The sequence below is a fragment of the Streptomyces sp. TN58 genome (assembly GCF_001941845.1).
In the GTDB taxonomy this organism is placed as follows: domain Bacteria; phylum Actinomycetota; class Actinomycetes; order Streptomycetales; family Streptomycetaceae; genus Streptomyces.
Genome location: NZ_CP018870.1, coordinates 2,159,235 through 2,183,633, shown reverse-complemented (window position 1 = coordinate 2,183,633; position 24,399 = coordinate 2,159,235). Strand labels below are relative to the sequence as shown.

The 24,399-nt window shown below is 71.2% G+C and carries 17 protein-coding genes and 1 pseudogene; 10 read left to right on the top strand and 8 right to left on the bottom strand.

The genetic code is table 11. The annotated features are described in order from the left end of the window. The first annotated feature begins 596 nt into the window (after nucleotides 1–596). Both BSL84_RS09910 and BSL84_RS36945 read left to right on the top strand, forming a co-directional pair. Nucleotides 597–1,175 carry a hypothetical protein gene (locus BSL84_RS09910; protein WP_030029493.1) on the top strand — a complete coding sequence of 193 codons (579 nt, stop codon included), beginning with the start codon at nucleotides 597–599 and terminating at the stop codon, nucleotides 1,173–1,175. Beyond that, nucleotides 1,174–1,345: pseudogene (locus BSL84_RS36945) on the top strand (transposase family protein); the annotation flags it as partial. The gene BSL84_RS09910 and the pseudogene BSL84_RS36945, both read left to right, overlap by 2 nt. Here BSL84_RS36945 and BSL84_RS09900 read toward each other — a convergent pair. Then, nucleotides 1,345–1,884, bottom strand: coding sequence for an SMI1/KNR4 family protein (locus tag BSL84_RS09900; RefSeq protein WP_267886685.1), 540 nt, complete (start codon nucleotides 1,882–1,884; stop codon nucleotides 1,345–1,347). The pseudogene BSL84_RS36945 and the gene BSL84_RS09900 sit on opposite strands and share 1 nt — an antisense overlap. Nucleotides 1,885–2,047: 163 nt before the next feature. Then, nucleotides 2,048–2,434 (bottom strand): hypothetical protein, encoded by a 387-nt coding sequence (locus BSL84_RS09895; protein ID WP_075970181.1) that lies wholly within the window; start codon nucleotides 2,432–2,434, stop codon nucleotides 2,048–2,050. Between the two features lie 184 nt (nucleotides 2,435–2,618). On the opposite strand from BSL84_RS09895, the gene BSL84_RS09890 reads away from it, so the two are divergent. After that, entirely contained in the window at nucleotides 2,619–3,056 is a 438-nt protein-coding gene (locus BSL84_RS09890; protein WP_079273159.1) for a GNAT family N-acetyltransferase, read from the top strand. Nucleotides 3,057–3,196: 140 nt separating this feature from the next. On the opposite strand, the gene BSL84_RS09885 is transcribed toward BSL84_RS09890, so the two are convergent. The 3 genes from BSL84_RS09885 to BSL84_RS36940 all read right to left on the bottom strand — a co-directional run bounded on the left by BSL84_RS09885 (nucleotide 3,197) and on the right by BSL84_RS36940 (nucleotide 7,463). After that, nucleotides 3,197–4,087: a phosphatase PAP2 family protein gene (locus BSL84_RS09885; protein WP_078848951.1), complete on the bottom strand. Its 891-nt coding sequence runs from the start codon at nucleotides 4,085–4,087 to the stop codon at nucleotides 3,197–3,199. 96 nt (nucleotides 4,088–4,183) lie between these two features. Then, a complete protein-coding gene (locus tag BSL84_RS09880; RefSeq protein WP_030032128.1) occupies nucleotides 4,184–5,224 on the bottom strand; it encodes a LacI family DNA-binding transcriptional regulator in 1,041 nt (346 codons plus the stop codon). 124 nt (nucleotides 5,225–5,348) lie between these two features. Then, nucleotides 5,349–7,463 carry a glycoside hydrolase family 13 protein gene (locus BSL84_RS36940; protein WP_079273158.1) on the bottom strand — a complete coding sequence of 705 codons (2,115 nt, stop codon included), beginning with the start codon at nucleotides 7,461–7,463 and terminating at the stop codon, nucleotides 5,349–5,351. Between the two features lie 222 nt (nucleotides 7,464–7,685). Here BSL84_RS36940 and BSL84_RS09865 point away from each other — a divergent pair, with 222 nt between their 5' ends. From BSL84_RS09865 to BSL84_RS09845, 5 genes are read left to right on the top strand one after another with little or no spacing between them, the layout of a single operon-like run. Then, entirely contained in the window at nucleotides 7,686–8,957 is a 1,272-nt protein-coding gene (locus BSL84_RS09865) for an extracellular solute-binding protein (protein ID WP_030026076.1), read from the top strand. A 7-nt stretch (nucleotides 8,958–8,964) separates the two neighbouring features. After that, complete coding sequence (locus BSL84_RS09860) at nucleotides 8,965–10,029, top strand: carbohydrate ABC transporter permease (protein ID WP_075970179.1); 1,065 nt, start codon at nucleotides 8,965–8,967, stop codon at nucleotides 10,027–10,029. Between the two features lie 2 nt (nucleotides 10,030–10,031). Beyond that, nucleotides 10,032–10,874 (top strand): sugar ABC transporter permease, encoded by an 843-nt coding sequence (locus tag BSL84_RS09855; RefSeq protein WP_030026080.1) that lies wholly within the window; start codon nucleotides 10,032–10,034, stop codon nucleotides 10,872–10,874. A gap of 51 nt (nucleotides 10,875–10,925) precedes the next feature. Continuing rightward, entirely contained in the window at nucleotides 10,926–12,575 is a 1,650-nt protein-coding gene (locus tag BSL84_RS09850; protein ID WP_075970178.1) for a glycoside hydrolase family 13 protein, read from the top strand. Continuing rightward, on the top strand, nucleotides 12,572–13,576 hold the full coding sequence (locus BSL84_RS09845; RefSeq protein ID WP_234308425.1) for a LacI family DNA-binding transcriptional regulator: 1,005 nt from the start codon (nucleotides 12,572–12,574) through the stop codon (nucleotides 13,574–13,576). The genes BSL84_RS09850 and BSL84_RS09845 overlap by 4 nt, the downstream gene beginning before the upstream one ends. 57 nt (nucleotides 13,577–13,633) lie before the next feature. Here the strand turns inward: BSL84_RS09845 and BSL84_RS09840 are convergent, their stop codons facing one another. After that, nucleotides 13,634–15,583: a multicopper oxidase family protein gene (locus BSL84_RS09840; protein WP_234363434.1), complete on the bottom strand. Its 1,950-nt coding sequence runs from the start codon at nucleotides 15,581–15,583 to the stop codon at nucleotides 13,634–13,636. A 331-nt stretch (nucleotides 15,584–15,914) separates the two neighbouring features. Between BSL84_RS09840 and BSL84_RS09835 the strand changes: the two genes are divergently transcribed. Both BSL84_RS09835 and pulA read left to right on the top strand, forming a co-directional pair. Then, nucleotides 15,915–17,645 (top strand): carbohydrate-binding module family 20 domain-containing protein, encoded by a 1,731-nt coding sequence (locus tag BSL84_RS09835; RefSeq protein WP_075970177.1) that lies wholly within the window; start codon nucleotides 15,915–15,917, stop codon nucleotides 17,643–17,645. A gap of 95 nt (nucleotides 17,646–17,740) precedes the next feature. Continuing rightward, the gene (pulA, locus tag BSL84_RS09830) at nucleotides 17,741–23,083 is read left to right on the top strand and encodes a pullulanase-type alpha-1,6-glucosidase (RefSeq protein ID WP_075970176.1); all 5,343 of its coding nucleotides are present in this window, start codon (nucleotides 17,741–17,743) and stop codon (nucleotides 23,081–23,083) included. Here the strand turns inward: pulA and BSL84_RS09825 are convergent. Both BSL84_RS09825 and BSL84_RS09820 read right to left on the bottom strand, forming a co-directional pair. Further along, nucleotides 23,070–23,606 carry a GNAT family N-acetyltransferase gene (locus BSL84_RS09825; RefSeq protein ID WP_030026090.1) on the bottom strand — a complete coding sequence of 179 codons (537 nt, stop codon included), beginning with the start codon at nucleotides 23,604–23,606 and terminating at the stop codon, nucleotides 23,070–23,072. The two genes, pulA and BSL84_RS09825, sit on opposite strands and share 14 nt — an antisense overlap. A 62-nt stretch (nucleotides 23,607–23,668) precedes the next feature. After that, nucleotides 23,669–24,385, bottom strand: a complete 717-nt coding sequence (locus BSL84_RS09820; protein WP_030026092.1) for a TetR/AcrR family transcriptional regulator — start codon at nucleotides 24,383–24,385, stop codon at nucleotides 23,669–23,671. Between the last annotated feature and the right edge of the window lie 14 nt (nucleotides 24,386–24,399).

The following is a 24,399-nucleotide window of genomic DNA, read 5'->3' as shown; positions in this document are numbered from 1 at the left end:
GCCGGAATGGTCGACATTCTTAGAAGCCCGCCATTGGCCTGGCAAGTTTCCGTTTCGCGCTCACCCGAAGCATTTGGCTCGCGGCTTGAAACCGGCCGTTGATCGTGCATGGTCACGATCAGGTCACTTGCACAACCATGTGATGTGTTTTCAGGAGTAGCCGTGACCTGGGAAGTAGGGGACGAGTAAGGCGGTAGCGGCGATTCCGTTCCCGCAGGAGAGGGGAATGTCGAATCCAAAACGGACAAATATCGAAATGTCGACGGGCTGGCGCGCCCGGAAGGTCGTCCGATGCCGAAGTTCCCGCCGTGACGCATGTCACGCAACCGGCTCCCGGTTCGCGGCGTCGGGGCCCGCGCCGCGAGGGGGCTCGGTGTGGGGCCACGGTGCGGGGGCCGGCGGGGGTCGGCGAGAACCTGCCCGCATTATCCGCGACCCATTCGGAGGAATTGCCGAGGCGGAAAGGGATCAGGACGGCGGGCGGTCGTGTCCCTCCGCGCCAATTCCCTCCGGGCAGCCCCATGCGGTCGTGTTCGTGTTCGTGCCTACAGGTGGTTGCAGGTGCCGGGCCGCTCCGGCCGCGGTACGGGTACTGCATGACGGAGACGGAGAAGAAGGACCAGGCCGGCGGCGACGGTACGGGCGGCCGACCGGGGCGGGGGAGCGCCACGACCGCCGCACTCGCGGGAGCGCTGATCGGCGCCCTGGCCGGTCTGACGGGAAGCACGCTCGCCTACTTCGAGGCCAAGGACACCCGCCGCGAGGAGGCCCACGCCCGCCGTTCGGACATCCGCCGGGCCGCCTACGTGGAACTCGCGGGGGCCGTCAACACGTACGTGCAGCAGTCCACCCAGCTGCTGAGCGTCAGCCTCGACCCCGTCAAGACGCCGCAGGAGAGACGGCGCCAGTTCGAGAACGGATACGCACCGGCCAACACGGACCTCGCCCGGGCCGTCACGACGGCGCGCCTCGTGGCACCGCCCGACGGGCGACGGGACCTGGCGGCGATCGACACCCGCTCCGGGCGGGTGGGGGAGCTGGCGACGGACTGGTACGCCAAGGGCCCCGAGGGCGTCGACGTGGCGAAGGCCGACGCCGAGTTCGCCGAGGCGGTACGGGCGCAGCTGGCTGCCCTGCAGACCTTCCTGGACCGGGCCGCCGACCAGTCCCTCTAGGGAATGTCGCCTGCCCAGCGCGCGCCGCGTCGGCCTGGTTCACCTGCGCCGGCACAGCACGCTCACGCCGATCGCCGCCGGCTTCGGCATATCCGCCGGCAGCGCCCACGCCGTACGTCACGGCCGTCGTCGATCACCTGTCCCGCCGGGCACCCGGTCTGCTGCGGTCTCACGACCAGACAAGTCGACCTTCGGTGAACCGGCAGACCGGGAAGCTTCCCTCGGCGATCCTCGCCAGCGTCTCCGCCACGGAGTCGAAATACCGGGCCATCGACTCGTACTCGCCCGTAACCGTGGGGCCTCCCACGAACCATCTGCCGACGCGCCCGTCTCGCACATCGATGAACTTTCCCGTCCAGCCGTCCTGGTCCGACAGGAACGGGATCCACTCGTTACGCCAGAACGGGTGGTCAGGCTGGTCCGGCGGGTCGAATCCACAGGACGTGGAGCGGTTCGCGTAGAGCCTCTCCATCGCCCGGAGGCCCAGAAAGAAGCTTCCCTCGTCGGGGAACCCGTCGAAGCCGCAGCACATCACGTCGTCGTCGAAATCCTCCTCCGGCAGATCCAGATTGTTCTGCAACAGCCACGTCCGCAGGTCCCCGTGCAGGGAGATCCCCATCCGCTCCTCGGCTGCCGCGAGCATCTGCTCCGTAGCGGGCCCTGGCAGATCCGCGTGATCGGCCGGCGCGTGCTCCCGAAGAAGACCCATCACACGCGACCAACTCTCAGTCACCCTCATCGCCCTCTGCCCCCTCCACAGGGATGTCTCCGTCCGACCACGCCACTGCGGAGGTTGGGAAGCATCGGCCGGAGAACCGTGCAGGGATGGTACGTCGCGAATGCGTTCTAGCCGCCACAGCCCGCGACGCGGCTCAGGCGGCGGCGGTGGTCGCCGTCGGGGGTGGGGCGCAGTTGAGGCAGAGGCCGGGGGTGGGGGAGCGGAAGGCGAGGTCGCAGCCGTCGCAGGTGCGGAGGGGGTGGACGGTGCGGTCCGGGCCCGTCGGCGGGGGTGCCTGCGCGTCCGCCAGGCGGGGCGGGAGAAGGTCCCGTAGGCGGTGGGCGAGCAGCGCGGCGGGCGAGTGGATCGGCACCGTGGGAAGCGAGCGCGTGAGGGCCGCTACGACGGCGCTCGGGGTCAGCCCGCGCTCCAGCCACTCGGCCGCTGCGGGCGCCAGCCGTACCGTGTCGCGCTCGGACAACAGCAGCCGCGGATCGCGCAGCCGCAGCCGGGCCAGGAGTTCGCGCGCCTCCAACTCCATACCCGACGTGGCTGATTCGGGCTCCGGCGCGGTTTCCGGGGAGGGCTCCGGTTCAGGATGCGGCTCGGGATCGGGTTCCGGGTCCGGTTCGGGCTCCGGGGTCCGGTCAGGGGCCGGTCGAGGGTGGGGCTTCGGCTCGGACCGCCGGGGCGCGAGCGGCCGCTCCCCGGTTGCGTCGGCCCTCGTGGCCGGGTTGTTGTACGAGATCGTGCTGGTCACGACGCGCCCCGACGGAAGGCGTACCCGCTGGCACGCACGGCTCGCGCAGCAGGACTCCGCGATTCTGCTGGTCGAGAGGGAGGACGGCCGGCCCGTGGCCATGTCCGTCTACCGCGCGTCGTCGACCAGGCCGGGCCAGGCCGAGATCCTGTCCTTCTACAGCCACCCCGACAGCTGGGGCAGCGGCGCCGCCGCCTCGCTCATGAGGGGAACGCTGGAGGACCTGCGGGGTGCCGGGTTCGCCCGGGCCCACCTGTGGACGCTGCGCGACACGCACCAGTCACGGCGTTTCTACACCAAGGCCGGTTTCACCGAGAGCGGTGCCACCCGCACCTACGACTTCGGCGACGGGCGGCCGCTGACCCAGGTCGAGTACGAGCGCACGAGCCCCGGGCAGTCCTAGGGTCTGTATCGAGTTGCCCGCGGCGTCGCGATGCCCGGCACGCACCCTCGGCGCACGAGCCGAACGCCGCTCCTTGCTCCACGGGGCGACTCGATACAGACCCTCGTGCCGTGACCCGGCAAACCTTTACGGTCGCAGCACTAGCTGCGCGTGCGGAAGCGGTTCAGCGCCTGCGCCGCGGGGTGCGGGCCCGTGTGCTCGGGGTGGCGGGGCAGGCGGTGCGGCATCGAGCCGTACCAGGTGCGCGAGACGGTGTAGCCGAAGGCCAGGCAGATCATGCCGCCGACGGCGTCGAGCCAGAAGTGGTTGGCGGTGGCCACGATGACGACGAGGGTCGCCGTCGGGTAGAGCAGGCCCAGGATCCGGGCCCAGGGGGCAGAGGCGACCGCGAAGATCGTCAGCCCGCACCACAGCGACCACCCTATGTGCATGGACGGCATCGCGGCGTACTGGTTCGACATGTGCTTGAGGTTGCCCGAGGCCATGGAACCCCAGGTGTGGTGGACCAGCACGGTGTCGATGAAGTTCTGCCCGTTCATCAGCCGGGGCGGCGCGAGCGGGTAGAGGTAGTAGCCGACCAGGGCGACGCCGGTGGTGGCGAAGAGGACCAGGCGCGTGGCGGCGTACCGCCCGGGATGGAAGCGGTAGATCCACACCAGCACGCCGATGGTCACGACGAAGTGGAGCGTGGCGTAGTAGTAGTTCATGCCCACGATCAGCCACGTCACGGAGTTCACGGCGTGGTTGACCGACTGCTCCACGGCGATGCCGAGGGTCTTCTCGACCCCCCAGATCCAGTCGGCGTTCGCGAGGGCGATCGACTTCTGCTCGGGCACCGCGTTGCGGATCAGGGAGTAGATCCAGTAGCTGACCGCGATCAGCAGGATCTCGAACCAGATCCGCGGCCGGCGCGGGACGCGCAGCCGGGCGAGCAGGGCGCGCTCGGACGCCGGGCGGGTCTCGGGCTCGACCACTTCGGGTGAGGAGACGTCCGTCCGGGTTTCCAGTGTCTTCACGCTCGGTTCACCCATGGGGAGAGAGTCTGCCAGATGAGCCCGCGCCTCCGATCATCCGTGGGTACGGTCTTCGGCGCAGCCGGTCCGACTCAGGTCCGACGCAGGTCCGACTCAGGTACGACCGGGGTTGCGGCGCTGCCCGGGGCCCGACGCCGTGGAGCCGCGCACCACCAGTTCCGGCAGGAACACGAACTCACTGTGCGGGGCCGGCGTACCGCCGATCTCCTCCAGCAGGGTCCGTACCGCCGCCTGCCCCATCGCCTGCACGGGCTGGCGGATGGTGGTCAGCGGCGGATCGGTGAACGCTATGAGGGGGGAGTCGTCGAAGCCGACCACCGACACGTCCTGCGGCACCCGCAGCCCCTGCTGGCGGGCGGCGCGGATCGCGCCGAGCGCCATCATGTCGCTCGCGCACACCACCGCCGTGCAGCCGCGCGCGATCAGCGCGGACGCGGCGGCCTGGCCGCCTTCGAGGGAGTAGAGGGAGTGCTGGATCAGCTCCTCGGTCTCCGCCTCGTCGAGTCCGAGGCGTTCCTTCATCCCGGCGCGGAAGCCCTCGATCTTGCGCAGGACCGGCACGAACCGCTTCGGTCCGACCGCGAGGCCGATCCGGGTGTGGCCGAGGGCGGCGAGGTGGGTGACGGCGAGGTGCATCGCGGCGCGGTCGTCCGGGGAGACGAAGGGGGCCTGCACCTTGTCGGAGAAGCCGTTGATCAGGACGTAGGGGACGCCCTGTCCGCGGAGTTGGTCGTATCGGCCCATGTCGGCCGTGGTGTCGGCGTGCAGGCCGGAGACGAAGATGATCCCGGAGACCCCGCGGTCGACCAGCATCTCGGTCAGCTCGTCCTCGGTGGACCCGCCGGGCGTCTGCGTGGCCAGCACGGGGGTGTACCCCTGGCGGGTCAGCGCCTGGCCGATGACCTGGGCGAGCGCGGGGAAGATGGGGTTGTCCAGCTCGGGCGTGATCAGTCCGACGAGACCGGCGCTGCGCTGGCGCAGCCGCACGGGGCGCTCGTAGCCGAGGACGTCGAGCGCGGCCAGCACGGACTCGCGGGTGCCCGCGGCCACACCGGGCTTGCCGTTGAGCACGCGGCTGACTGTGGCTTCGCTGACCCCCGCCTGGGCTGCGATGTCGGCTAGCCGTGCGGTCACGGGATTGGACTCTACCGGTCGCCGTGTCACGTAGGAACCTGGGTGCGGAGAGTGAGACGTCCGGATTTGCGTACGGGTCTCCGTACGGGGCCGGGTGAGGTGCGGCGGGGGCGGGGCGGGGCCGTCACGGGGTCCACCAGGTGCAGGAGTCAGGGGGCAGGCGGACGGTGCGGCCGTCCGTTTCCACGGGGGCGCTGGAGAGTACGGGGCGGCCGGGCGCGGGCAGTTCGACGGGGTCGGGGCGGGTGTTGAGGGTGCAGGCGAAGCCGGGGCGGGTGAAGAGGAGGACTCCGTCGGGGGCGGGGAGCCAGCGCATCCCGCGGGGGTCGGCCGGCCCGCCGGCCTCGGGGGCGCCCAGGCCGGGGAGGGCGCGGCGCAGTTCGAGGGCGGCGCGGTAGAGCTCCAGCGTGGAGTGGGGGTCGCCGGTCTGGGCGGCGACGCTGAGGCCGGCCCACTCGGGCGGCTGCGGCAGCCAGCTGCCGGCGGGCCCGAAACCGTACGGGGGCTCCGCCCCCGCCCACGGGACGGGTACGCGACAGCCGTCGCGCAGCCCGTCCTGCCCGTCCGCCTCCGGCGCGGTCTGCGGATCGGGGACGGCCCCGGCCCCGTACCCGGGCTCCGCCCGGCAGCCGGCTCGGGCCTGCGGCCCGGCCCCGGCTTCGGCCTCCGGCCGGGTGAGGTCGGCTGCAGGCGGGGTGATGTGCAGGGTGGCCTGCGGCCGACCGGCCGTTGCGGCCTCCGGCCTGGCTCGCCCGTCCGCCTCCGGCGCGGTCTGCGGATCGGGGACGGCCCCGGCCCCGTACCCGGGCTTCGCCCGGCAGCCGGCTCGGGCCTGCGGCCCGGCCCCGGTTCCGGCCTCCGGTCGGGGGGACTGGGGCGCCTGCGGCGCGGCCTGCGTTCCGGGCGCGAGCCCGGCCCCGGCCCCGGCTTCGGCTTCGGCCTCCGGTCGGGCTCGGCCGGTCGCCTCCGGGGCGGGTCGTGGGTCGGGGACCGGGTTGGGGGACGCCGGTACCGGTACGGGGAGCTGTGGGCGGCGGACGCGGCGGAAGGCCGGGTCCTGGCGGGACTCCGGGGGGAGGGCGGTGACCTCCGGGAGGCCCAGTTCCTCGCCCTGGTAGAGGTAGGCCGAGCCGGGCAGGGCCAGCATCAGCATGGCCGCCGCCCGGGCCCGGGACAGGCCCTGCGCCCCGCCGCCGTAGCGGGTGACGTGCCGGACCACGTCGTGGTTGGACAGCACCCACGTGGTCGGGGCGCCGACCGAGGTGGTGGCGGCCAGGGACTCGTCGATCACGGTCCGCATCGCCGGCGCGTCCCACGGGCAGTTCAGGAAGCGGAAGTTGAAGGCCTGGTGCAGCTCGTCCGGGCGCACGTACAGGGCGAGCCGCTCCGAGGACGGGGCCCACGCCTCGGCGACCCCGATGCGCTGGCCCTCGTACGAGTCGAGGAGCCGGCGCCACGAGCGGTGGATCTCGTGGACCCCGTCCTGGTCGAAGAACGGCAGCGGCTCGGTGCCGATCAGCGTGGCCTGGGCGCCGCGACCGATGTCCGGCAGGCCGTCGGCCTTGACCATGCCGTGGGCGACGTCGACGCGGAAGCCGTCCACGCCCAGGTCGAGCCAGAAGCGGAGGACCGAGTCGAACTCCGTCCTGACCTCCGGGTGCGTCCAGTCGAGGTCCGGCTGCTCGGGCGCGAAGAGGTGCAGGTACCACTCGCCGTCCGCGACGCGGGTCCAGGCCGGGCCGCCGAACACCGACTCCCAGTCGTTCGGCGGGAGGCCGCCGTCCGCACCCCGCCCGGGGCGGAAGAGGTAGCGCTCCCGGGCTCCGGGCTCCCCGGCGAGCGCGGCCCGGAACCACGGGTGCTGCTCGGAGGTGTGGTTCGGCACCACGTCCACGATGATCCGCAGCCCCAGCCCGTGCGCGGCGCGGACGAGCTCGTCGGCGTCGGCGAGGTCGCCGAAGAGCGGGTCGACGGCCCGGTAGTCGGCGACGTCGTAGCCGCCGTCCGCTTGCGGGGAGACGTAGAACGGGGTGAGCCACACGGCGTCCACCCCGAGACGGGCGAGGTGGGGGAGGCGGGAGCGGACGCCGCGCAGGTCGCCGATCCCGTCGCCGTCGCTGTCGGCGAAGGAGCGCACGTACACCTGGTAGATGACGGCATCGCGCCACCAGTCACCGCTCGCAGTCGTCGCGTTGCTGTAAGCGCTTGCAAGGCCGACGGCCGTCGACTCGTGGGTCATAACGGGGTCAACGCGGCGACATGCCCCCTGGTTGCGGGCCCGGACAGTCGAAGGTGACTCGAACTAACAGCAAGGGGCGGCAACCGTACGGACACACGGATGTAACGATCCCCTCCGCTTGCAGAAAGTTTGCGCAAGCCCTTTCGGTCGTCTTTCAGTCTTGTTACGTTCCTGGCAACTCGGGACCGCGAGGGCGCGGCCGGGATCATCGAAGGAGTTCATATGCGGCGTGGCATAGCGGCCACCGCGCTGGTCGCGGCCCTGGCGCTCGCGGCGACGGCTTGCGGCGGTGACGACAAGGGCGACGGCGGGACCGACGCCGGTGGCGAGCTTTCGGGCACGGTCACGTGGTGGGACACCGCGAACGACGCCGAGAAGGCGAGCTTCCAGAAGATCGCCGAGGCGTTCACCGCGAAGCACCCGAAGGTGACCGTCAAGTACGTCAACGTCCCGTACGGTGACGCGCAGAACAAGGTCAAGAACGCCTTCAGCAGCGGCTCCGACGCGCCTGACGTGATCCGCGCCGACGTCGGCTGGGTCGCGGACTTCGCCTCCCTCGGCTACCTCGACGAGGTCCCGGCGGACATGGCGAAGAAGGTCGACGCCGAGTTCCTGCCGCAGGCCGCGGCCAGCGGCAAGTACGAGGGCAAGACCTACGCCGTGCCGCAGGTCATCGACACCCTCGGCCTCTTCTACAACAAGAAGATGCTCGCCGACGCCGGCGTCGAGCCCCCCAAGACGCTGGCGGAGCTGAAGACGGCCGCCGAGGCCATCAAGGCCAAGACCGGCAAGGCCGCCCTCTACCTGCGCGGCGACGACTCCTACTGGTTCCTCCCGCTGATCTACGGCGAGGGCGGCGACCTCGTCGACGCGAAGAACAAGACGGTCACCGTCGACAACGAGGCCGGCGTCAAGGCCTTCAAGACCGCCCGCGACCTGGTCGCCTCCGGTGCGGCGGTCACCAACGCCACCGACGGCTACGCCAACATGCAGACGGCCTTCAAGACCGGCGAGGCCGCCATGATGATCAACGGTCCGTGGGCCGTCGCCGACACCTACGCCGGCGACCAGTTCAAGGACAAGGCCAACCTCGGCATCGCCGCCGTCCCGGCCGGCTCGGCCAAGGCCGGCGCCCCGCAGGGCGGCCACGACCTCGGCGTCTACGCCGGCTCGAAGAACCGCGCCGCAGCGCACGCCTTCGTCGAGTACATGACCTCCCAGGAGGTCCAGGTCCAGTCCGCCAAGGAGCTGAGCCTGCTGCCGACCCGTACCGCCGCCTACGAGCAGCCGGACGTCAAGAGCAGCGAGATGGTCCAGTTCTTCAAGCCGGCCGTGGACAAGGCCGTCGAGCGCGCCTGGATCCCGGAGAACGGCTCCCTCTTCGAGCCGCTGAAGGTCGAATACACCAAGGCGATCACCGGGGCGTCGAGCCCGGAGGACGCGGCCAAGGCGGCCGGCATCGAGTTCCGCAAGATCCTCAAGGGCTGGAAGTAACGAAACGATGGCTGCTGACACCAGCCAGTCGGTGGTGAAGGCCGCGGCCGGCGGAGTCGGGAACGACTCCGCCGTCCGCGGCCGGAGCCGCTGGACTGACAGCGGGAACACAGGGAACACAGGGAAGACGGGGAACACCCGTAACAGCGGTGGCCTGAGGCGCGCCCTCGCCACCCACTGGTACGCCTGGGCCATGATCGCCCCGGTCGTGCTCGTCCTCGGCGTGATCATCGGCTGGCCGCTCGTCCGCGGCATCTACCTCTCGCTGACCGACGCCAACGAGCGCAACGTCGCCCGTGACATCGGCGCCCGCCACATCGACGCCACGTACGAGTTCATCGGACTCGACAACTACGCGGCGGTGCTCGGCGACCCGGTGTTCCTGCAGCGGCTGGTGTGGACGGTGGTCTGGACCGTCGCGTGCGTGTCCATCACGTTCGTGCTCGGACTGACCCTCGCCAACATGCTGAACCGGCAGTTCCGGGGCCGCGCCGCCTACCGCATGGCGCTCATCCTGCCCTGGGCCGTGCCCGGCTTCGTCTCCGTCTTCGCCTGGCGGTTCCTCTTCAACCGCGACAACGGCATCCTCAACAAGGTCCTCGACGGCGGCGGCATCGCAGCCGTGCCGTGGCTCGACGACCCGACCTGGGCCAAGTTCTCGGTCATCGCCGTCAACGTCTGGCTGGGCATCCCCTTCATGATGGTCGCCCTCCTCGGCGGCCTGCAGTCCATCCCCGGCGAGCTCTACGAGGCCGCCGAGATGGACGGCGCCACCGCCTGGCAGCGCTTCCGGCACATCACCCTGCCCGGACTGCGCACGGTGAGCATGACCGTGATCCTGCTCTCCACCATCTGGACCTTCAACATGTTCCCGGTGATCTTCCTGCTCACCCGCGGCGGACCGGGAGACTCCACGGAGATCCTGGTGACCCAGGCCTTCCGGGAGGCCTTCATCACGAGCCCGCGCGACTTCGCCGTCTCCGCGACGTGGGGCGTCCTGATCCTCCTGCTGCTCATGATGTTCGCGCTGGTCTACCGGCGCTCGCTGCGCAAGCAGGGAGAGGTGTGGTGACCATGACCAGCACGCGTACCCGGGGCAGCCGTTCCCCGCTCGCCTCCGTCGGCCTGCACGCGACCCTCGTCGTCGCGTCCGTCGTCGCCGTCTTCCCGGTCCTGTGGATCCTGCTGACCTCGCTCAAGCCCGCGCAGCACGCGATCACCACGGACTTCGTCAAGGAACCCACGCTCGGCAACTACACGTACCTGCTGGAGTCGAGCCACTTCCTCGACTGGTTCCTCAACTCCGTCCTGGTCGCCGGCGTCACCACCGTCCTCGGTGTCTTCATCGCCGCCACCACCGGATACGCGGTCAGCCGATTCAAGTTCCCCGGCATGAAGCCGCTCATGTGGACCCTGCTCATCACGCAGATGTTCCCCATGGCCATCCTGATCGTCCCGCTCTACAACCTGATGGGACAGCTCGGGCTGCTCAACCAGCCCGTCGGCCTGATCATCACCTACCTCACCATCGCCGTGCCGTTCTGCGCATGGATGATGAAGGGCTTCTTCGACACCATCCCCGTCGAGATCGACGAATCCGGCCGGGTCGACGGACTCAACCCCTTCGGCACCTTCTGGCGGCTGATCCTCCCGCTCGCCAAGCCCGGCCTCGCCGTCACCGGCTTCTACGCCTTCATCACCGCCTGGGGCGAGGTCGCGTACGCCTCCGCCTTCATGGTCGGCGAGGAGAACCTCACCCTGGCCGGCGGCCTGCAGACCTTCGTCACCCAGTACACCTCCAACTGGGGTGCCATGAGCGCCGCCTCGGTCCTCATCGCCATCCCCGCGGCGATCTTCTTCGTATTCGCCCAGCGTCACCTCGTCGCCGGGATGACGGCAGGCGCCACCAAGGGCTGACCACCCGAGCCTGCCCGTTCCACCCCCCGGCCCGACTTCTTCAAGGACGACATGACCCAGCACCTCGCCGACGCACTTCCCACCGCCACCGGCACCACGCCCGGCTGGTGGAGAGACGCGGTGATCTACCAGGTCTATCCGCGCAGCTTCGCCGACTCCAACGGGGACGGCATGGGGGACCTCGAAGGCATCCGCAGCCGCCTGCCCTACCTGAAGGAGCTGGGCGTCGACGCCGTCTGGCTCAGCCCCTTCTACGCCTCCCCGCAGGCCGACGCCGGCTACGACGTCGCCGACTACCGGGCCATCGACCCCATGTTCGGCACCCTGCACGACGCCGACGCCCTGATCCGCGAAGCCCACGGCCTGGGTCTGCGGATCATCGTCGACCTCGTCCCGAACCACTGCTCCGACCAGCACGAATGGTTCAAGCAGGCACTGCGCGAAGGCTCCGGTTCCCGGCTGCGGGAGCGGTTCCACTTCCGTCCCGGCAAGGGCGAGAACGGCGAACTGCCGCCCAACGACTGGGAGTCGATCTTCGGCGGGCCCGCCTGGACCCGGGTCGCGGACGGCGAGTGGTACCTGCACCTCTTCGCCCCCGAGCAGCCCGACTTCAACTGGGAGCACCCCGCCGTCCAGGACGAGTTCCGCTCCATCCTGCGGTTCTGGCTCGACCTCGGCGCCGACGGCTTCCGCGTCGACGTGGCACACGGCCTGGTCAAGGCCCCCGGCCTGCCGGACCTCGGCGCCAAGGACCAGCTCAAGCTGCTCGGCAACGACGTCATGCCCTTCTTCGACCAGGACGGCGTCCACGAGATCTACCGCTCCTGGCGCCGGATCCTCGACGAGTACGAAGGCGACCGCGTCCTCGTCGCCGAGGCCTGGACCCCCACCGTCGAGCGCACCGCCCGCTACGTGCGCCCCGACGAGATGCACCAGGCCTTCAACTTCCAGTACCTGACGGCCGACTGGCACGCGGACGCGCTGCGCGAGGTCATCGACGGCTCGCTGACCGCGATGCGCCCGGTCGGCGCCCCCACCACCTGGGTGCTGTCCAACCACGACGTCACCCGCCACGCCACCCGCTACGCCAACCCCGCCGGCCTCGGCACCCAGCTGCGCGAGCCGGGCGACCGCGAGCTCGGTCTGCGGCGGGCCCGCGCGGCGACCCTGCTGATGCTGGCGCTGCCCGGTTCGGCGTACGTCTACCAGGGCGAGGAGCTCGGCCTGCCCGACGTCACCGACCTGCCGGACGAGGTCCGCCAGGACCCGTCGTTCTTCCGCGCGGCCGGCCAGGACGGCTTCCGCGACGGCTGCCGCGTCCCCATCCCGTGGTCGGGTACGCAGGCCCCGTACGGTTTCGGCACCGGCGGCAGCTGGCTCCCGCAGCCGGCCTCCTGGGCGGGGCTGAGCGTGGAGGCGCAGACCGGCGACCCGTCCTCCACCCTGGAGCTGTACCGGGCCGCGCTGCGGCTGCGCCGCGAGCGCCCGGACCTGGGCGAGGGCGAGTCGGTGGACTGGCAGGACGCCCCCGCGGGCGTGCTGGTCTTCCGCCGCGGGGACTTCCTCTGCGCGGCCAACACGACCGGCACGGCGGTGCGGTTCCCCGTCACCGGCGAGGTCCTGCTGTCCAGTGGCGCGACGGTCGAGGACGGCGTGCTGCCGGCCGACACCACGGTGTGGTGGCAGGTGACGTCGGGGTGACCTCCCCTCTCCGGCTGACGGACATCGCCGCGCAGGCCCAGGTCAGCGAGGCGACGGTCAGCCGTGTGCTCAACGGCAAGGCGGGCGTCGCGGCCGGCACCCGGCACAAGGTGGTGGCCGCGATGGACCTGCTCGGCTACGAGCGGCCCGTCCGGCTCAAGCGCCGCAGCAACGGGCTGGTCGGCCTGCTCATTCCCGAGCTGACCAACCCGATCTTCCCGGCGTTCGCCCAGGTCATCGAACAGGCCCTGGCCGGGCACGGCTACACCCCCGTGCTGTGCACCCAGACGCCGGGCGGGGCCACCGAGGACGAGCTGGTGGAACAGCTGGAGGAGCGGGGCGTCACCGGCATCGTCTTCCTGTCGGGGCTGCACGCGGACGCCCACGCCGACCCCGCCCGCTACCAGCGCCTCGCCTCCCGCGGCCTGCCGTTCGTGATGATCAACGGCTTCAACGAGCACGTGAACGCCCCCTTCATCTCCCCGGACGACCGCGCGGCCGCCGAGATGGCCGTACGGCACCTCCAGGACCTCGGGCACGAACGGATCGGACTGGCCATCGGCCCGACCCGCTACGTGCCCTCGGCCCGCAAGGAGCAGGGTTTCCGCGGCGTGGTCCCGGACGCGGAGGCCGAGGGGCGGATCCAGCGCACCCTCTTCACCGTCGAGGGCGGGCACGCCGCGGGCGGCGCGCTCCTGGACCGCGGCTGCACGGGCATCGTGTGCGGCAGCGACCCGATGGCGCTCGGGGTGATAAGGGCCGTGCGCGAGCGGGGCCTGCGGGTGCCGCAGGACGTGTCGGTGGTCGGCTTCGACGACTCGCCGCTGATCGCCTTCACCGACCCGCCGCTGACCACGGTCCGCCAGCCGGTACGGGCGATGGCGACGGCCGCGGTCGGCGCCCTGCTGGAGGCGGTCTCCGGAACCCCGGTCCAGCGCACCGAGTACGTCTTCCAGCCGGAACTGGTGGTGCGCGGCTCGACGGGCCAGGTACCGGGGTAGGGGGGCGGGGCGGTACGGGCGCTGGATACGGCCGCCCCGACCCGCCCCCCCGCCCGCTCAGTGGCCGCCGCCCCCGGCGGCCGGCTCGGTGCCCGGGGCGACGATCGTCCAGGGCCGCATCAGGTCGTCGTCCTCGTGCTCCAGCAGGTGGCAGTGGTGGACGTACGTGGCCGGGTATGCGGTGCCGCTGTCCGGGATCGACGCGATGGTGTCCGTGGGCGGGGTGAACTCGCGGCAGATGATCCTGGTGACGGTCTCGGGATAGGACTTGACCGTGTCCTTGTCGGAGTGCGCCTCGTCCGGTTCCGGCGGGATCGGCGGACCGGTGAGGTACCTGTCCAGGACCGGGAGGTCCGCCGGCTTGCGGCCGCCGTCGATCCACTTCTCGTAGTCCGCCTGATAGGCGGCAGCGTTGATGGGCTGCCGGTTCAGCACCTGGAAGTTGACGAGGTGGACGTGCATCGGATGGGCGTCGTGGTTGGGGTTGACGTACTCCCAGACCTCCGTCGACCCGGCCTCGACGAAGTCCGCGGACGGCTCCATGAACGGCACCGCGTTGAACGTCATCGTCCCGAAGAGCTTGTGCTGGTAGACGACCCACTGGCGGCGGCGGGTCTCCGGCTTCACCGCGACGGGCGCGACCGCCGGCAGCCTGAGGGACGCGGGCGGTGTGGTCCGGTCCACGCCCCCCGTCGGGCGCTTGGCGACCTTGAACTGCATGATCTCCGAGATCTGCGGTCCCGCCCCGGGGACGCCGGGGTAGTGCACGGGCGCGTGGTAGTTCGTCAGGGTGACGTCGGTGCCCGGCGGGACCTGCCCGAAGTCGACGATCAGGTCGTACCGCTCGGCCGGCCCGATGAGGAAGTTCAGCATCTGCAGAGGCGGGCGGAAGCCGCCGTCCGTGCCGATCAGCCAGAACGGCAGTGACGGCTGGGTCGCCAGGCTCTCCGGCACGGCGAACCGCAGTCGCCAGAAACGCTCGTTGGAGGCGTTGAGGAGGCGCAGCCGGTAGCGGCGCGGCTCGACCTCCAGGTACGGGTACGCCTTCCCGTTGACGACCGGGGTGTCCTCGCCCTCCTGCAAGGTCATGGTGTAGGCGAGGGACCCGTCCGGGTGGAAGGTGCGGTCCTGCAGGATCAGGGGGACCTCGTACTCGCCGCGCGGCAGGTTGAGCTCCTGGTCGGCGGGGTCGTTGACCACCCAGAGGCCGGCCAGTCCCGCGTAGACGTTCAGGCTCGTCATCCCCATGCCGTGGTCGTGGTACCAGAGCAGGGACGAGCGCTCACGGTTGGTGTAGGCGCAGATCGCCTCGTTGGGCTTGACCCGGTCCGGGTCCAGCGTGGTGTAGGACTCGGCGTGGATGCCGTCCGGGCTGAACGAGTGCAGGGGCATGCCGTCGGACTGCGGTGCGGTGAGACCGCCGTGCTGGTGCACGACGTTCCACACGTTGACGTTGTCGGGGAAGGGCAGCATCGGCTGGTAGGGAGGCGGGGGAGTCGGGGTGAGCTGGGGGTCCCCGTTGCGGATGGCGTCGATCACGAACTGGAACAGGTGGGTGGTCGGGAGGTGGTTGCGGTACTTGACGACCGTCGGGTGGTCCTTGGCGACGCTGATGGTCGGCCCGAGATAGCCCATGCCGATCGGCCTGCGGGGGCTGTGCGGGTCGGTGGCCCAGTAGCCCCATACGTCCGCGGGGCCGAGGTCGCGGTGGAAGCGCCACGAGCCCGGCCGCATCGTGAGCTCGTAGTAGTCGGCTCCCGGGTAGACCGACGGGTCCGGGACGGCCGTCACCGGAGTCGGCAGCGCGTCCACGTACTTCTCCAGCGGGGGCGTCCTCGGGATGGGGGTGTCCCCTGGGTTCCCCCGACGGCCGTGGCCGTGGCCGCCGGGCGCGGGTTTCGGTCTGGGGTCCGGGCCCGTGGCGGCGAGAGCCTGCGGGCCGCCGGGTGAGAGCGCGGCCGCACCCCCGAACGCTCCGGCCATGAGGAAGTTCCGTCGTCCGACCATCGTTTCAGCCCTCCTGCGACGCCCCGTGTGCCCCAGGCATATCGCCGGTCGTCGGGCTGCCGCCGCAGCGCGCCGGGCAGGCCCGGTAAACCCACTCCTTTCGCCCATCTCGGCAGCATTTAGCAGGAATTGATATCCCATAATCGGCGAGCATCGGCCCCCAAGGCCCTCTGAGCGGTGAACTCGCGCCCCGTAGAGGCCAGTCGGGGCGCCGTCAGGCGGGACACACCTCGGAAACAATTCTGCAATCTCTTGCGCAAACTCTTGCAGGCCTCCTACCTGGCACCTACCGTCGCTGCAATCCCCACCTCTCCCCCCAGGAGGACCCCGCATGCCTGCCGGAGCCGTCAGAGCTGCAACCCTTTTCAGTACCGCCACCGCACTTGCCGCCACCACCGCACTCGCCGCCGCGCTCACCGCCGTCGCGCCGCAGGCCGCCGCCACGCCCCCCGGCGACAAGGACGTGACGGCCGTTCTCTTCGAGTGGCGCTTCGCCTCGGTGGCCAAGGCCTGCACCGACAGCCTCGGCCCCGCCGGATACGGGTACGTCCAGGTGTCGCCCCCACAGGAGCACGTGCAGGGCAGCCAGTGGTGGACCTCGTACCAGCCCGTCAGCTACAAGATCGCCGGGCGGCTGGGCGACCGTACGGCCTTCAAGTCCATGGTCGACACCTGCCACGCCGCGGGCGTCAAGGTCGTCGTCGACTCCGTCGTCAACCACATGGCGGGCCCCGCGGACGCGGGCGCCACCCACACCGGCACGGGCGGGAGTTCGTACACGAAGTACAACTACCCGGGGATCTACTCCGGCGCCGACCTCGACGACTGCCGGGCGACGATCTCCAACTACCAGGACCGCGGCAACGTCCAGAACTGCGAGCTCGTGCAGCTCGCGGACCTGGACACGGGCGAGGAGCACGTGCGGGGCCGGATCGCCGGATACCTCAACGACCTGCTGTCGCTGGGCGTCGACGGCTTCCGCATCGACGCCGCCAAGCACATGCCCGCCGCCGACCTCGCCGACATCAAGTCCCGGCTGACGAACCCGGGGGTCTACTGGAAGCTGGAGGCCATCCACGGCGCCGGGGAAGCCGTCCAGCCGAGCGAATACCTCGGCAGCGGCGACGTGCAGGAGTTCCGCCACGCACGGGACCTCAAGCGGGTCTTCCAGAGCGAGAACCTGGCCTACCTGAAGAACTTCGGCGAGGCCTGGGGGTACATGCCCTCCGCCCGGAGCGGCGTCTTCGTCGACAACCACGACACCGAACGCGTCGGGGACACGCTGTCCTACAAGGACGGCTCCGCCTACACCCTCGCCACCGTCTTCACGCTGGCCTGGCCCTACGGTTCCCCCGACGTGCACTCCGGCTACGAGTGGACGGACAAGGACGCCGGCCCGCCGAACGGCGGCACCGTCAACGCCTGTTACTCGGACGGGTGGAAGTGCCAGCACGCCTGGCGGGAGATCTCCTCCATGGTCGGCTTCCGCAACGCCGCCCGCGGCCAGGCCGTCGGCAACTGGTGGGACAACGGCGGCGACCAGATCGCCTTCGGACGCGGCTCCAAGGCGTACGTCGCGATCAACCACGAGGGCTCCGCCCTGACCCGGACCTTCCAGACCTCCCTCTCCGCCGGCGACTACTGCGACGTGCAGAGCGGGCGCACCGTCACCGTCGGCTCCGACGGCCGGTTCACGGCCACCCTCGGCGCCGGGACCGCCCTCGCCCTGCACGTGAACGCCCGGACCTGCGCCGGCACCCCGTCCGGCCCCGCCGGCGCCTCCTTCGCCGTCAACGCCACCACCGTGCCGGGACAGAACATCTACGTCACCGGCGACCGCGCCGAGCTCGGCAACTGGAACACCGGCGCCGCCCTCAAGCTGGACCCCGCCGCCTACCCCGTGTGGAAGCTCGACGCCACCCTCCCGGCCGGCACGTCCTTCGCGTACAAGTACGTCCGCAAGGACGCCTCCGGGAACGTCACCTGGGAGAGCGGCGCCAACCGTACGGCCACCGTCCCCGCGAGCGGCAAGGTCACGCTGAACGACACCTGGCGCAGCTGAGCCGCCCGCCCCACAGACCAGGGCCGCCCGGCACTTCCTGCCCCCGCCCGCCGGGCGGCCCTCAATCCTGCGACACGTACACAAGGAGACCCGCCTTGATACGCCCTGCCGCAGGAGTGATCGCCGCCGCCCTGGCCGTGACGCTCCTGCCCGCCCTCCCCGCCTCGGCCGCCGAGGCCAAGGCGCCCGCGCCGCCCTCGGACGCGAAACTGGCCGCCGAACCGGCCCGCAACGACCTGACCCGCGAGCAGTTCTACTTCGTGCTCCCGGACCGGTTCGCGAACGGTGACCCGCGCAACGACCGGGGCGGACTGACCGGCTCCCGCCTGGATACCGGCCTGGACCCCACCGACAAGGGCTTCTACCAGGGCGGCGACCTCAAGGGGCTCACCGACCGGCTCGACTACATCAAGGGGCTCGGCACCACGGCCATCTGGATGGCGCCGATCTTCAAGAACCAGCCCGTGCAGGGCAAGGGGGACGACGTCTCCGCCGGCTACCACGGCTACTGGATCACCGACTTCACCCAGGTCGACCCGCACTTCGGCACCAACGCGGACCTGGAGCGGCTGATCGACAAGGCGCACGCGAAGGGGATGAAGGTCTTCTTCGATGTCATCACCAACCACACCGCCGACGTCGTGGACTACCGGCAGGCCTCCTACTCGTACCTGTCGAAGGGCGCGTTCCCCTACCTGACGAAGGACGGCGTGCCGTTCGACGACAGCGACTACGCCGACGGGAAGAAGAAGTTCCCGAAGACCGACGGGGAGTCCTTCCCGAGGACGCCGTTCGTCCCGGACGCGAAGAAGAACCTCAAGGTGCCGGGCTGGCTCAACGACCCGACGATGTACCACAACAGGGGCGACTCCACCTTCGCCGGAGAGTCCTCCGAGCAGGGCGACTTCTTCGGCCTCGACGACCTGTGGACCGAACGTCCCGAGGTCGTCAGCGGAATGGAGAAGATCTACCAGAAGTGGGTCAAGGACTTCGACATCGACGGCTTCCGCATCGACACGGTCAAGCACGTCAACACGGAGTTCTGGACCCAGTGGGCGACCGCCCTCGACGACTACGCGGCCAAGCGCGGACGTGAGGACTTCTTCATGTTCGGCGAGGTCTACTCCGCCGACACCGCCGTCACCTCCCCGTACGTGACGCGCGGACGCCTGGACGCCACCCTGGACTTCCCGCTCCAGGACGCGATCCGCGCGTACGCCTCCCAGGGCGCGGCGGCCTCCCGGCTGGGCTCCGTCCTCGCCGACGACTACCGCTACACCTCGGGCAAGGCCAACGCCTACGAGCAGGTGACCTTCCTCGGCAACCACGACATGGGCCGCTTCGGGACCTTCCTGAAGCAGGACCGGCCGGACGCGACCGAGCAGGAACTGCTGGCCCGCTACCGGCTCGCCAACGAGCTGATGTTCCTCTCCCGCGGCAACCCGGTCGTCTACTCCGGTGACGAGCAGGGCTACACCGGCGCGGGCGGCGACAAGGACGCGCGCCAGCCGCTGTTCGCGTCGAAGACCGCCGACTACCTGGACGACGACCAGCTCGGAACGGCGCGCACGCACGCGAGCGACGCTTACGACACGGAGCACCCCCTCTACAAGGAGATCAGTGCTCTCTCGAAGCTGACCAAGGCCCACCCGGCCCTGCGCGACGGCATCCAGAGCGAACGCTTCTCCGACGGCAGCGTCTACGCCTTCGCGCGCACCGACGCCCGCTCCCGTACCGAGTACCTGGTCGCCGCCAACAACGGCGCCGAGTCCCGCACCGTCGAGATCGACGCCCCGGCCGGCGCCCAGTACCGCACCCTGTACGGCGGCACCGCCCTGATCCGCGCCTCCGCCGCGGGCAAGCTCACCGTCGTCGTCCCCGCCCTCGGCTCGGTCGTCCTCCAGGCCGTCGCCCCCCTCGCCGCCCCCGCCGCCAAGCCCGCCCTGACGCTGAAGGCCCCGGCCCCCGGCGCCTCCGGCACCGTCGAGCTGTCCGCCGACGTCACCGGCGGCGGCCTCAACCGGGTCGTCTTCGCCGCGCAGACCGGCAACGACAAGTGGCAGGTCCTCGGCTCCGCCGACCACGCCCCCTACAAGGTCACCCAGCACGTCACCGCGCCCGCCGGGACCCCGCTGCGCTACAAGGCCGTCGTCGTCGACTCCGCCGGCCGTACCGCGAGCGCCCTCGCCGCGTCCGTCGCGGGCCAGGCCCCGCCCGTCGAGGCGCCCACCGCCACCCAGCGCGACTACGCCGTCGTCCACTACAACCGGCCCGACGGCGACTACACCGACTGGCGGCTGTACGCGTGGGGCGACATCGCGGACGGCGAGGCCACTCCGTGGCCGGCCGGCCACGGCTTCACCGGCCGCGACGCCTACGGCGCCTTCGCGTACGTCAAGCTCAAGCCCGGCGCCTCCTCGGTCGGCTACCTCGTCATCGACAAGGACGGCAACAAGGACGTCGCCGCCGACCGCACCATCGACCTGGCGAAGACCGGCGAGATCTGGCTGGAGCAGGGCAAGGAACCCGCCCGCACCGACCGCCCCGCCCAGCCGCCGCAGGACCAGACCAAGGCCGTACTGCACCACCACCGCCCCGACGGCGCCTACGACGGCTGGGGCCTGCACGTCTGGACCGGGGCCGCGACCCCGACCGACTGGTCCAAGCCGCTGCTCCCGACCCGCATCGACTCCTACGGCGCGGTCTACGAGGTTCCCCTCGCCGCCGGCGCCACCAGCCTCAGCTACATCCTGCACAAGGGCGACGAGAAGGACCTGCCCACCGACCAGTCCCTGGACCTGAAGGCCACCGGCCACGAGGTGTGGATGCTGGGCGGCCAGGAGAAGTACCTCCTGCCGCAGCCCGCCGGCTCCTCCGCCGCCCTGGACCTCACCAAGTCCCAGGCCGTCTGGATCGACCGCGACACCGTCGCCTGGAACGCCCCCGCGACCGCCGCCTCCGTACAGCTCCTCGCCTCCCGCGACGGCGCCGTCAAGGCCGAGAACGGCACCCTGACCGGCCCGGCCCAGTGGCTGCGGCTGGGCCGCACCGAGCTCACCGCCGCCCAGAAGCAGAAGTTCCCGCACCTGGCCGCGTACACCGCCTACAGCGTGGACCCGCGCGACCGCGACCGCGTACGGGAAGCCCTGCGCGGGCAGCTCGTCGCCTCCGCCCGCGCCGCGAACGGCGCCGTGCTCGCCGCCACCGGCGTCCAGCTCGCCGGCGTCCTCGACGACCTGTACGCGACGACCGCCGCCCTCGGCCCGGTCTTCAAGGACGGCCGCCCCACCCTGTCCGTCTGGGCGCCCACCGCCCAGCAGGTCTCCCTCGAACTCGACGGGCGCACCGTCGCCATGCGCCGCGACGACGCCACCGGCGTCTGGTCGGTGCGCGGCGAGCGCTCCTGGACCGGGAAGCCCTACCGCTACGCGGTGACCGTGTGGGCCCCCAGCACCCGCCAGGTCGTCCGCAACCTCGTCACCGACCCCTACTCCACCGCCCTGACCGCCGACTCCACCCACAGCCTGGCCGTCGACCTCGCCGACCCCAAGCTCGCCCCGCCCGGCTGGAAGCAGCTGCGCAAGCCCGCCGCCGTGCCCTTCACCTCCGCGCAGATCCAGGAGCTGCACATCCGCGACTTCTCCGTCGCGGACCGCACCAGCGGCCACCCCGGCCAGTACCTGGCCTTCACCGACACCGGCTCGGCGGGCATGCGCCACCTGCGCGGCCTGGCCGGCGCCGGCACCTCCTACGTCCACCTCCTGCCCGCCTTCGACATCGGCACCATCCCGGAGAAGCCCGCGGACCGCACCGAGCCGGCCTGCGACCTCACGGTGTACGCGCCGGACTCGCAGGAGCAGCAGGCGTGCGTGGCGGCGGCCGCCGCCAAGGACTCCTACAACTGGGGCTACGACCCGCTGCACTACACCGTCCCCGAGGGCAGCTACGCCAGCGACCCGAACGGCACCGCCCGCACCGTCGAGTTCCGCAGGATGGTCCAGTCCCTCAACGGGGCCGGGCTGCGCACGGTGATGGACGTCGTCTACAACCACACCGTCGCCGCCGGGCAGTCGGACAAGTCGGTCCTCGACCGCATCGTCCCCGGCTACTACCAGCGCCTGCTGGCCGACGGCAGCGTCGCCACCTCCACCTGCTGCGCGAACACCGCCCCCGAGAACGCCATGATGGGCCGCCTCGTCGTGGACTCCGTCGTCACCTGGGCGAAGGAGTACAAGGTCGACGGCTTCCGCTTCGACCTGATGGGCCACCACCCCAAGGCCAACATCCTGGCCGTCCGCGCCGCCCTCGACGCCCTGACCCCCGCCAAGGACGGCGTCGACGGCAAGAAGATCGTCCTCTACGGGGAGGGCTGGAACTTCGGCGAGATAGCCGACGACGCCCGCTTCGTCCAGGCCACGCAGAAGAACATGGCCGGGACCGGCATCGCCACCTTCTCCGACCGGGCGCGCGACGCGGTCCGCGGCGGCGGCCCCTTCGACGAGGACCCGCGCGTCCAGGGCTTCGCGTCGGGCCTGTTCACCGCCCCGAACGGGTCACCCGCCAACGGCACCCCGGCCGAGCAGAAGGCCCGCCTCCTGCACGACCAGGACCTGATCAAGGTCGGCCTCTCCGGCAACCTCGCCTCGTACACCTTCACCGACACCTCCGGGCGCCGTGTCAAGGGCTCCGAGGTGGACTACAACGGCGCCCCGGCCGGCTACGCGGCCGCCCCCGGCGACGCCCTCGCCTACTCCGACGCCCACGACAACGAGACCCTCGCCGACGCCCTGACCTTCAAGCTCCCGCCCGCCACCGGGAACGCCGACAAGGCCCGCATGCAGGTCCTGGCCATGGCGACGGCCACCCTCTCCCAGGGCCCGTCCCTGTCCCAGGCCGGCACCGACCTGCTGCGCTCCAAGTCCCTGGACCGCAACTCCTACGACAGCGGCGACTGGTTCAACGCCATCCAGTGGGACTGCCGCGCCGGCAACGGCTTCGGCCGCGGCCTGCCCCCGGCCGCCGACAACGCCCCGAAGTGGCCCTACGCCAAGCCGCTGCTGACGGGGCCGGCCCCCACCTGCACCGACATCAACGCCACCGCGGCGGCCCACCGCGACATGCTGAAGATCCGCACCACCGAGCCGGAGTTCGCCCTCACCACCGCGCAGGCCGTCCAGTCCCGGCTGGCGTTCCCCCTCTCGGGCCCGCAGGAGACCCCGGGCGTGATCACCATGACCCTGGGCGACCTCGTGGTCGTCTTCAACGCCACCCCCACCGCCCAGCCCCAGCGCGTCACCGCCCTCGCCGGCACCGCCTACCGCCTGCACCCGGTGCAGGCGGCCGGCTCCGACGCCACCGTCAAGCAGTCCGCCTACGACGCGAGGACAGGAGAGTTCACCGTCCCGGCGCGCACCGTGGCCGTCTTCACACGACGGTGAGCCGGTCCAGCCGCTTCTCCAGCAGGATCACCCCGTAGGTCCTGCCGTCCTTCCCCCGCTTGTCGGGGAGCTCCCCGACCACCCGGTAGCCCGCACCTTGGTAGTACGCGAGCAGCCGGGGGTTGGTGGAGACGCAGTCCAGTCGCGCCCGCTCCCGCCCGGTCCTGGCCGTCCGCCGCTCGGCATGTTCGAGCAGCCGGCGCCCCGCTCCGGCGGGAGCGGTCTCGCGTGACACCATCAGCCGGTGCACATAGCCCGCGACCGGCGGCTGGATCCCCCAGGCCTCCTCGTCGGACCACCACAACTCGTAGGCCCCGCACACCCGCCCCTCGGCGTCCCCGGCGAGCCACACCTCTCCGTCGTGCATCTTCGACCGGAAGTGCGCGGCGTCCTTGTCGCCGGGCTTCCACTGCTCGATCCCGTGCTTCACCATCCAGCGGGCGGCCTCGTCGTACAGCCGCACCAGGGTGCCGGCGTCCTTCTCCACGGCCGGCCGGAACAAGATCCCGTCGTCAATGATCACGCGGGCATTATCGGTGATCACCACCGGTGGTGATCAAGAGAGGGCGCGGTATGCGAGCCCTTTCACACCGCCGGGGCCGCTCCACCCGGGACCAGCCCCACCAGGCGCCCGACCAGATCCCCGAAGGGCCCGTCGGCGGGCTCGCCGGCCAGGATCCGTACGAGGATCCCCGCCATCTCCTCGTCGTACGCGGCACTCACCGCGGCCAGCGCCGCGAAGTCGTGCACCAGCTGCAGCTCCAGCTCGGCCCGCGGGATCCGGCGCCCGTCCAGCCAGATCAGCGCCGTGGACTCGGCGAGCGACACCCAGGAGCGCACCACCAGTTCGAGCCGGGCGGGCACCTCGTCGAGACCGAGGCCCAGGTGCGTGAGGATCTGCTCGTACGCCGCCTGCCGGACCTCGTCGATCATCGCGTTGGCACGGCTGCTGCCGGCCGCGGGACCGCCCCGCATCAGGGCGGAGAACCCCGGCCCGTGGTCCTCGACGAACGCGAAGAACCGCCCCATCACCCGCAGCAGGCGCGCCCCGAGCGGCCCCTCGCGCGGCTCCACGAACCGCTGCGCCAGCTCGTCGGCGGCCCGCCGCAGCGCCGCCTCGTACAGGCTGAGCTTGCCGGGGAAGTAGTGGTAGACCAGCGGCCGGGATATCCCCGCGGCCGCCGCGATCTCGTCGATCGACACATCGTCGGGCGACCGGTGGCTGAACAGCTCCAGGGCAACCCCGATCAGCTGTTGCCGCCGCTCCTCGACACCCATCCTGCGCCGCACTCCGGTCGTCATGCGGACACCCTACT

Excerpts from the sequence above, each read along its gene's own strand:
- BSL84_RS09910 (WP_030029493.1), top strand. The coding sequence starts at position 597 with ATGACGGAGACGGAGAAGAAGGACCAGGCCGGCGGCGACGGTACGGGC.
- BSL84_RS09900 (WP_267886685.1), bottom strand. The coding sequence starts at position 1,884 with ATGGGTCTTCTTCGGGAGCACGCGCCGGCCGATCACGCGGATCTGCCA.
- BSL84_RS09895 (WP_075970181.1), bottom strand. The coding sequence starts at position 2,434 with ATGGAGTTGGAGGCGCGCGAACTCCTGGCCCGGCTGCGGCTGCGCGAT.
- BSL84_RS09885 (WP_078848951.1), bottom strand. The coding sequence starts at position 4,087 with ATGGGTGAACCGAGCGTGAAGACACTGGAAACCCGGACGGACGTCTCC.
- BSL84_RS36940 (WP_079273158.1), bottom strand. The coding sequence starts at position 7,463 with ATGACCCACGAGTCGACGGCCGTCGGCCTTGCAAGCGCTTACAGCAAC.
- BSL84_RS09865 (WP_030026076.1), top strand. The coding sequence starts at position 7,686 with ATGCGGCGTGGCATAGCGGCCACCGCGCTGGTCGCGGCCCTGGCGCTC.
- BSL84_RS09860 (WP_075970179.1), top strand. The coding sequence starts at position 8,965 with ATGGCTGCTGACACCAGCCAGTCGGTGGTGAAGGCCGCGGCCGGCGGA.
- BSL84_RS09855 (WP_030026080.1), top strand. The coding sequence starts at position 10,032 with ATGACCAGCACGCGTACCCGGGGCAGCCGTTCCCCGCTCGCCTCCGTC.
- BSL84_RS09850 (WP_075970178.1), top strand. The coding sequence starts at position 10,926 with ATGACCCAGCACCTCGCCGACGCACTTCCCACCGCCACCGGCACCACG.
- BSL84_RS09840 (WP_234363434.1), bottom strand. The coding sequence starts at position 15,583 with ATGGTCGGACGACGGAACTTCCTCATGGCCGGAGCGTTCGGGGGTGCG.
- BSL84_RS09835 (WP_075970177.1), top strand. The coding sequence starts at position 15,915 with ATGCCTGCCGGAGCCGTCAGAGCTGCAACCCTTTTCAGTACCGCCACC.
- BSL84_RS09820 (WP_030026092.1), bottom strand. The coding sequence starts at position 24,385 with ATGACGACCGGAGTGCGGCGCAGGATGGGTGTCGAGGAGCGGCGGCAA.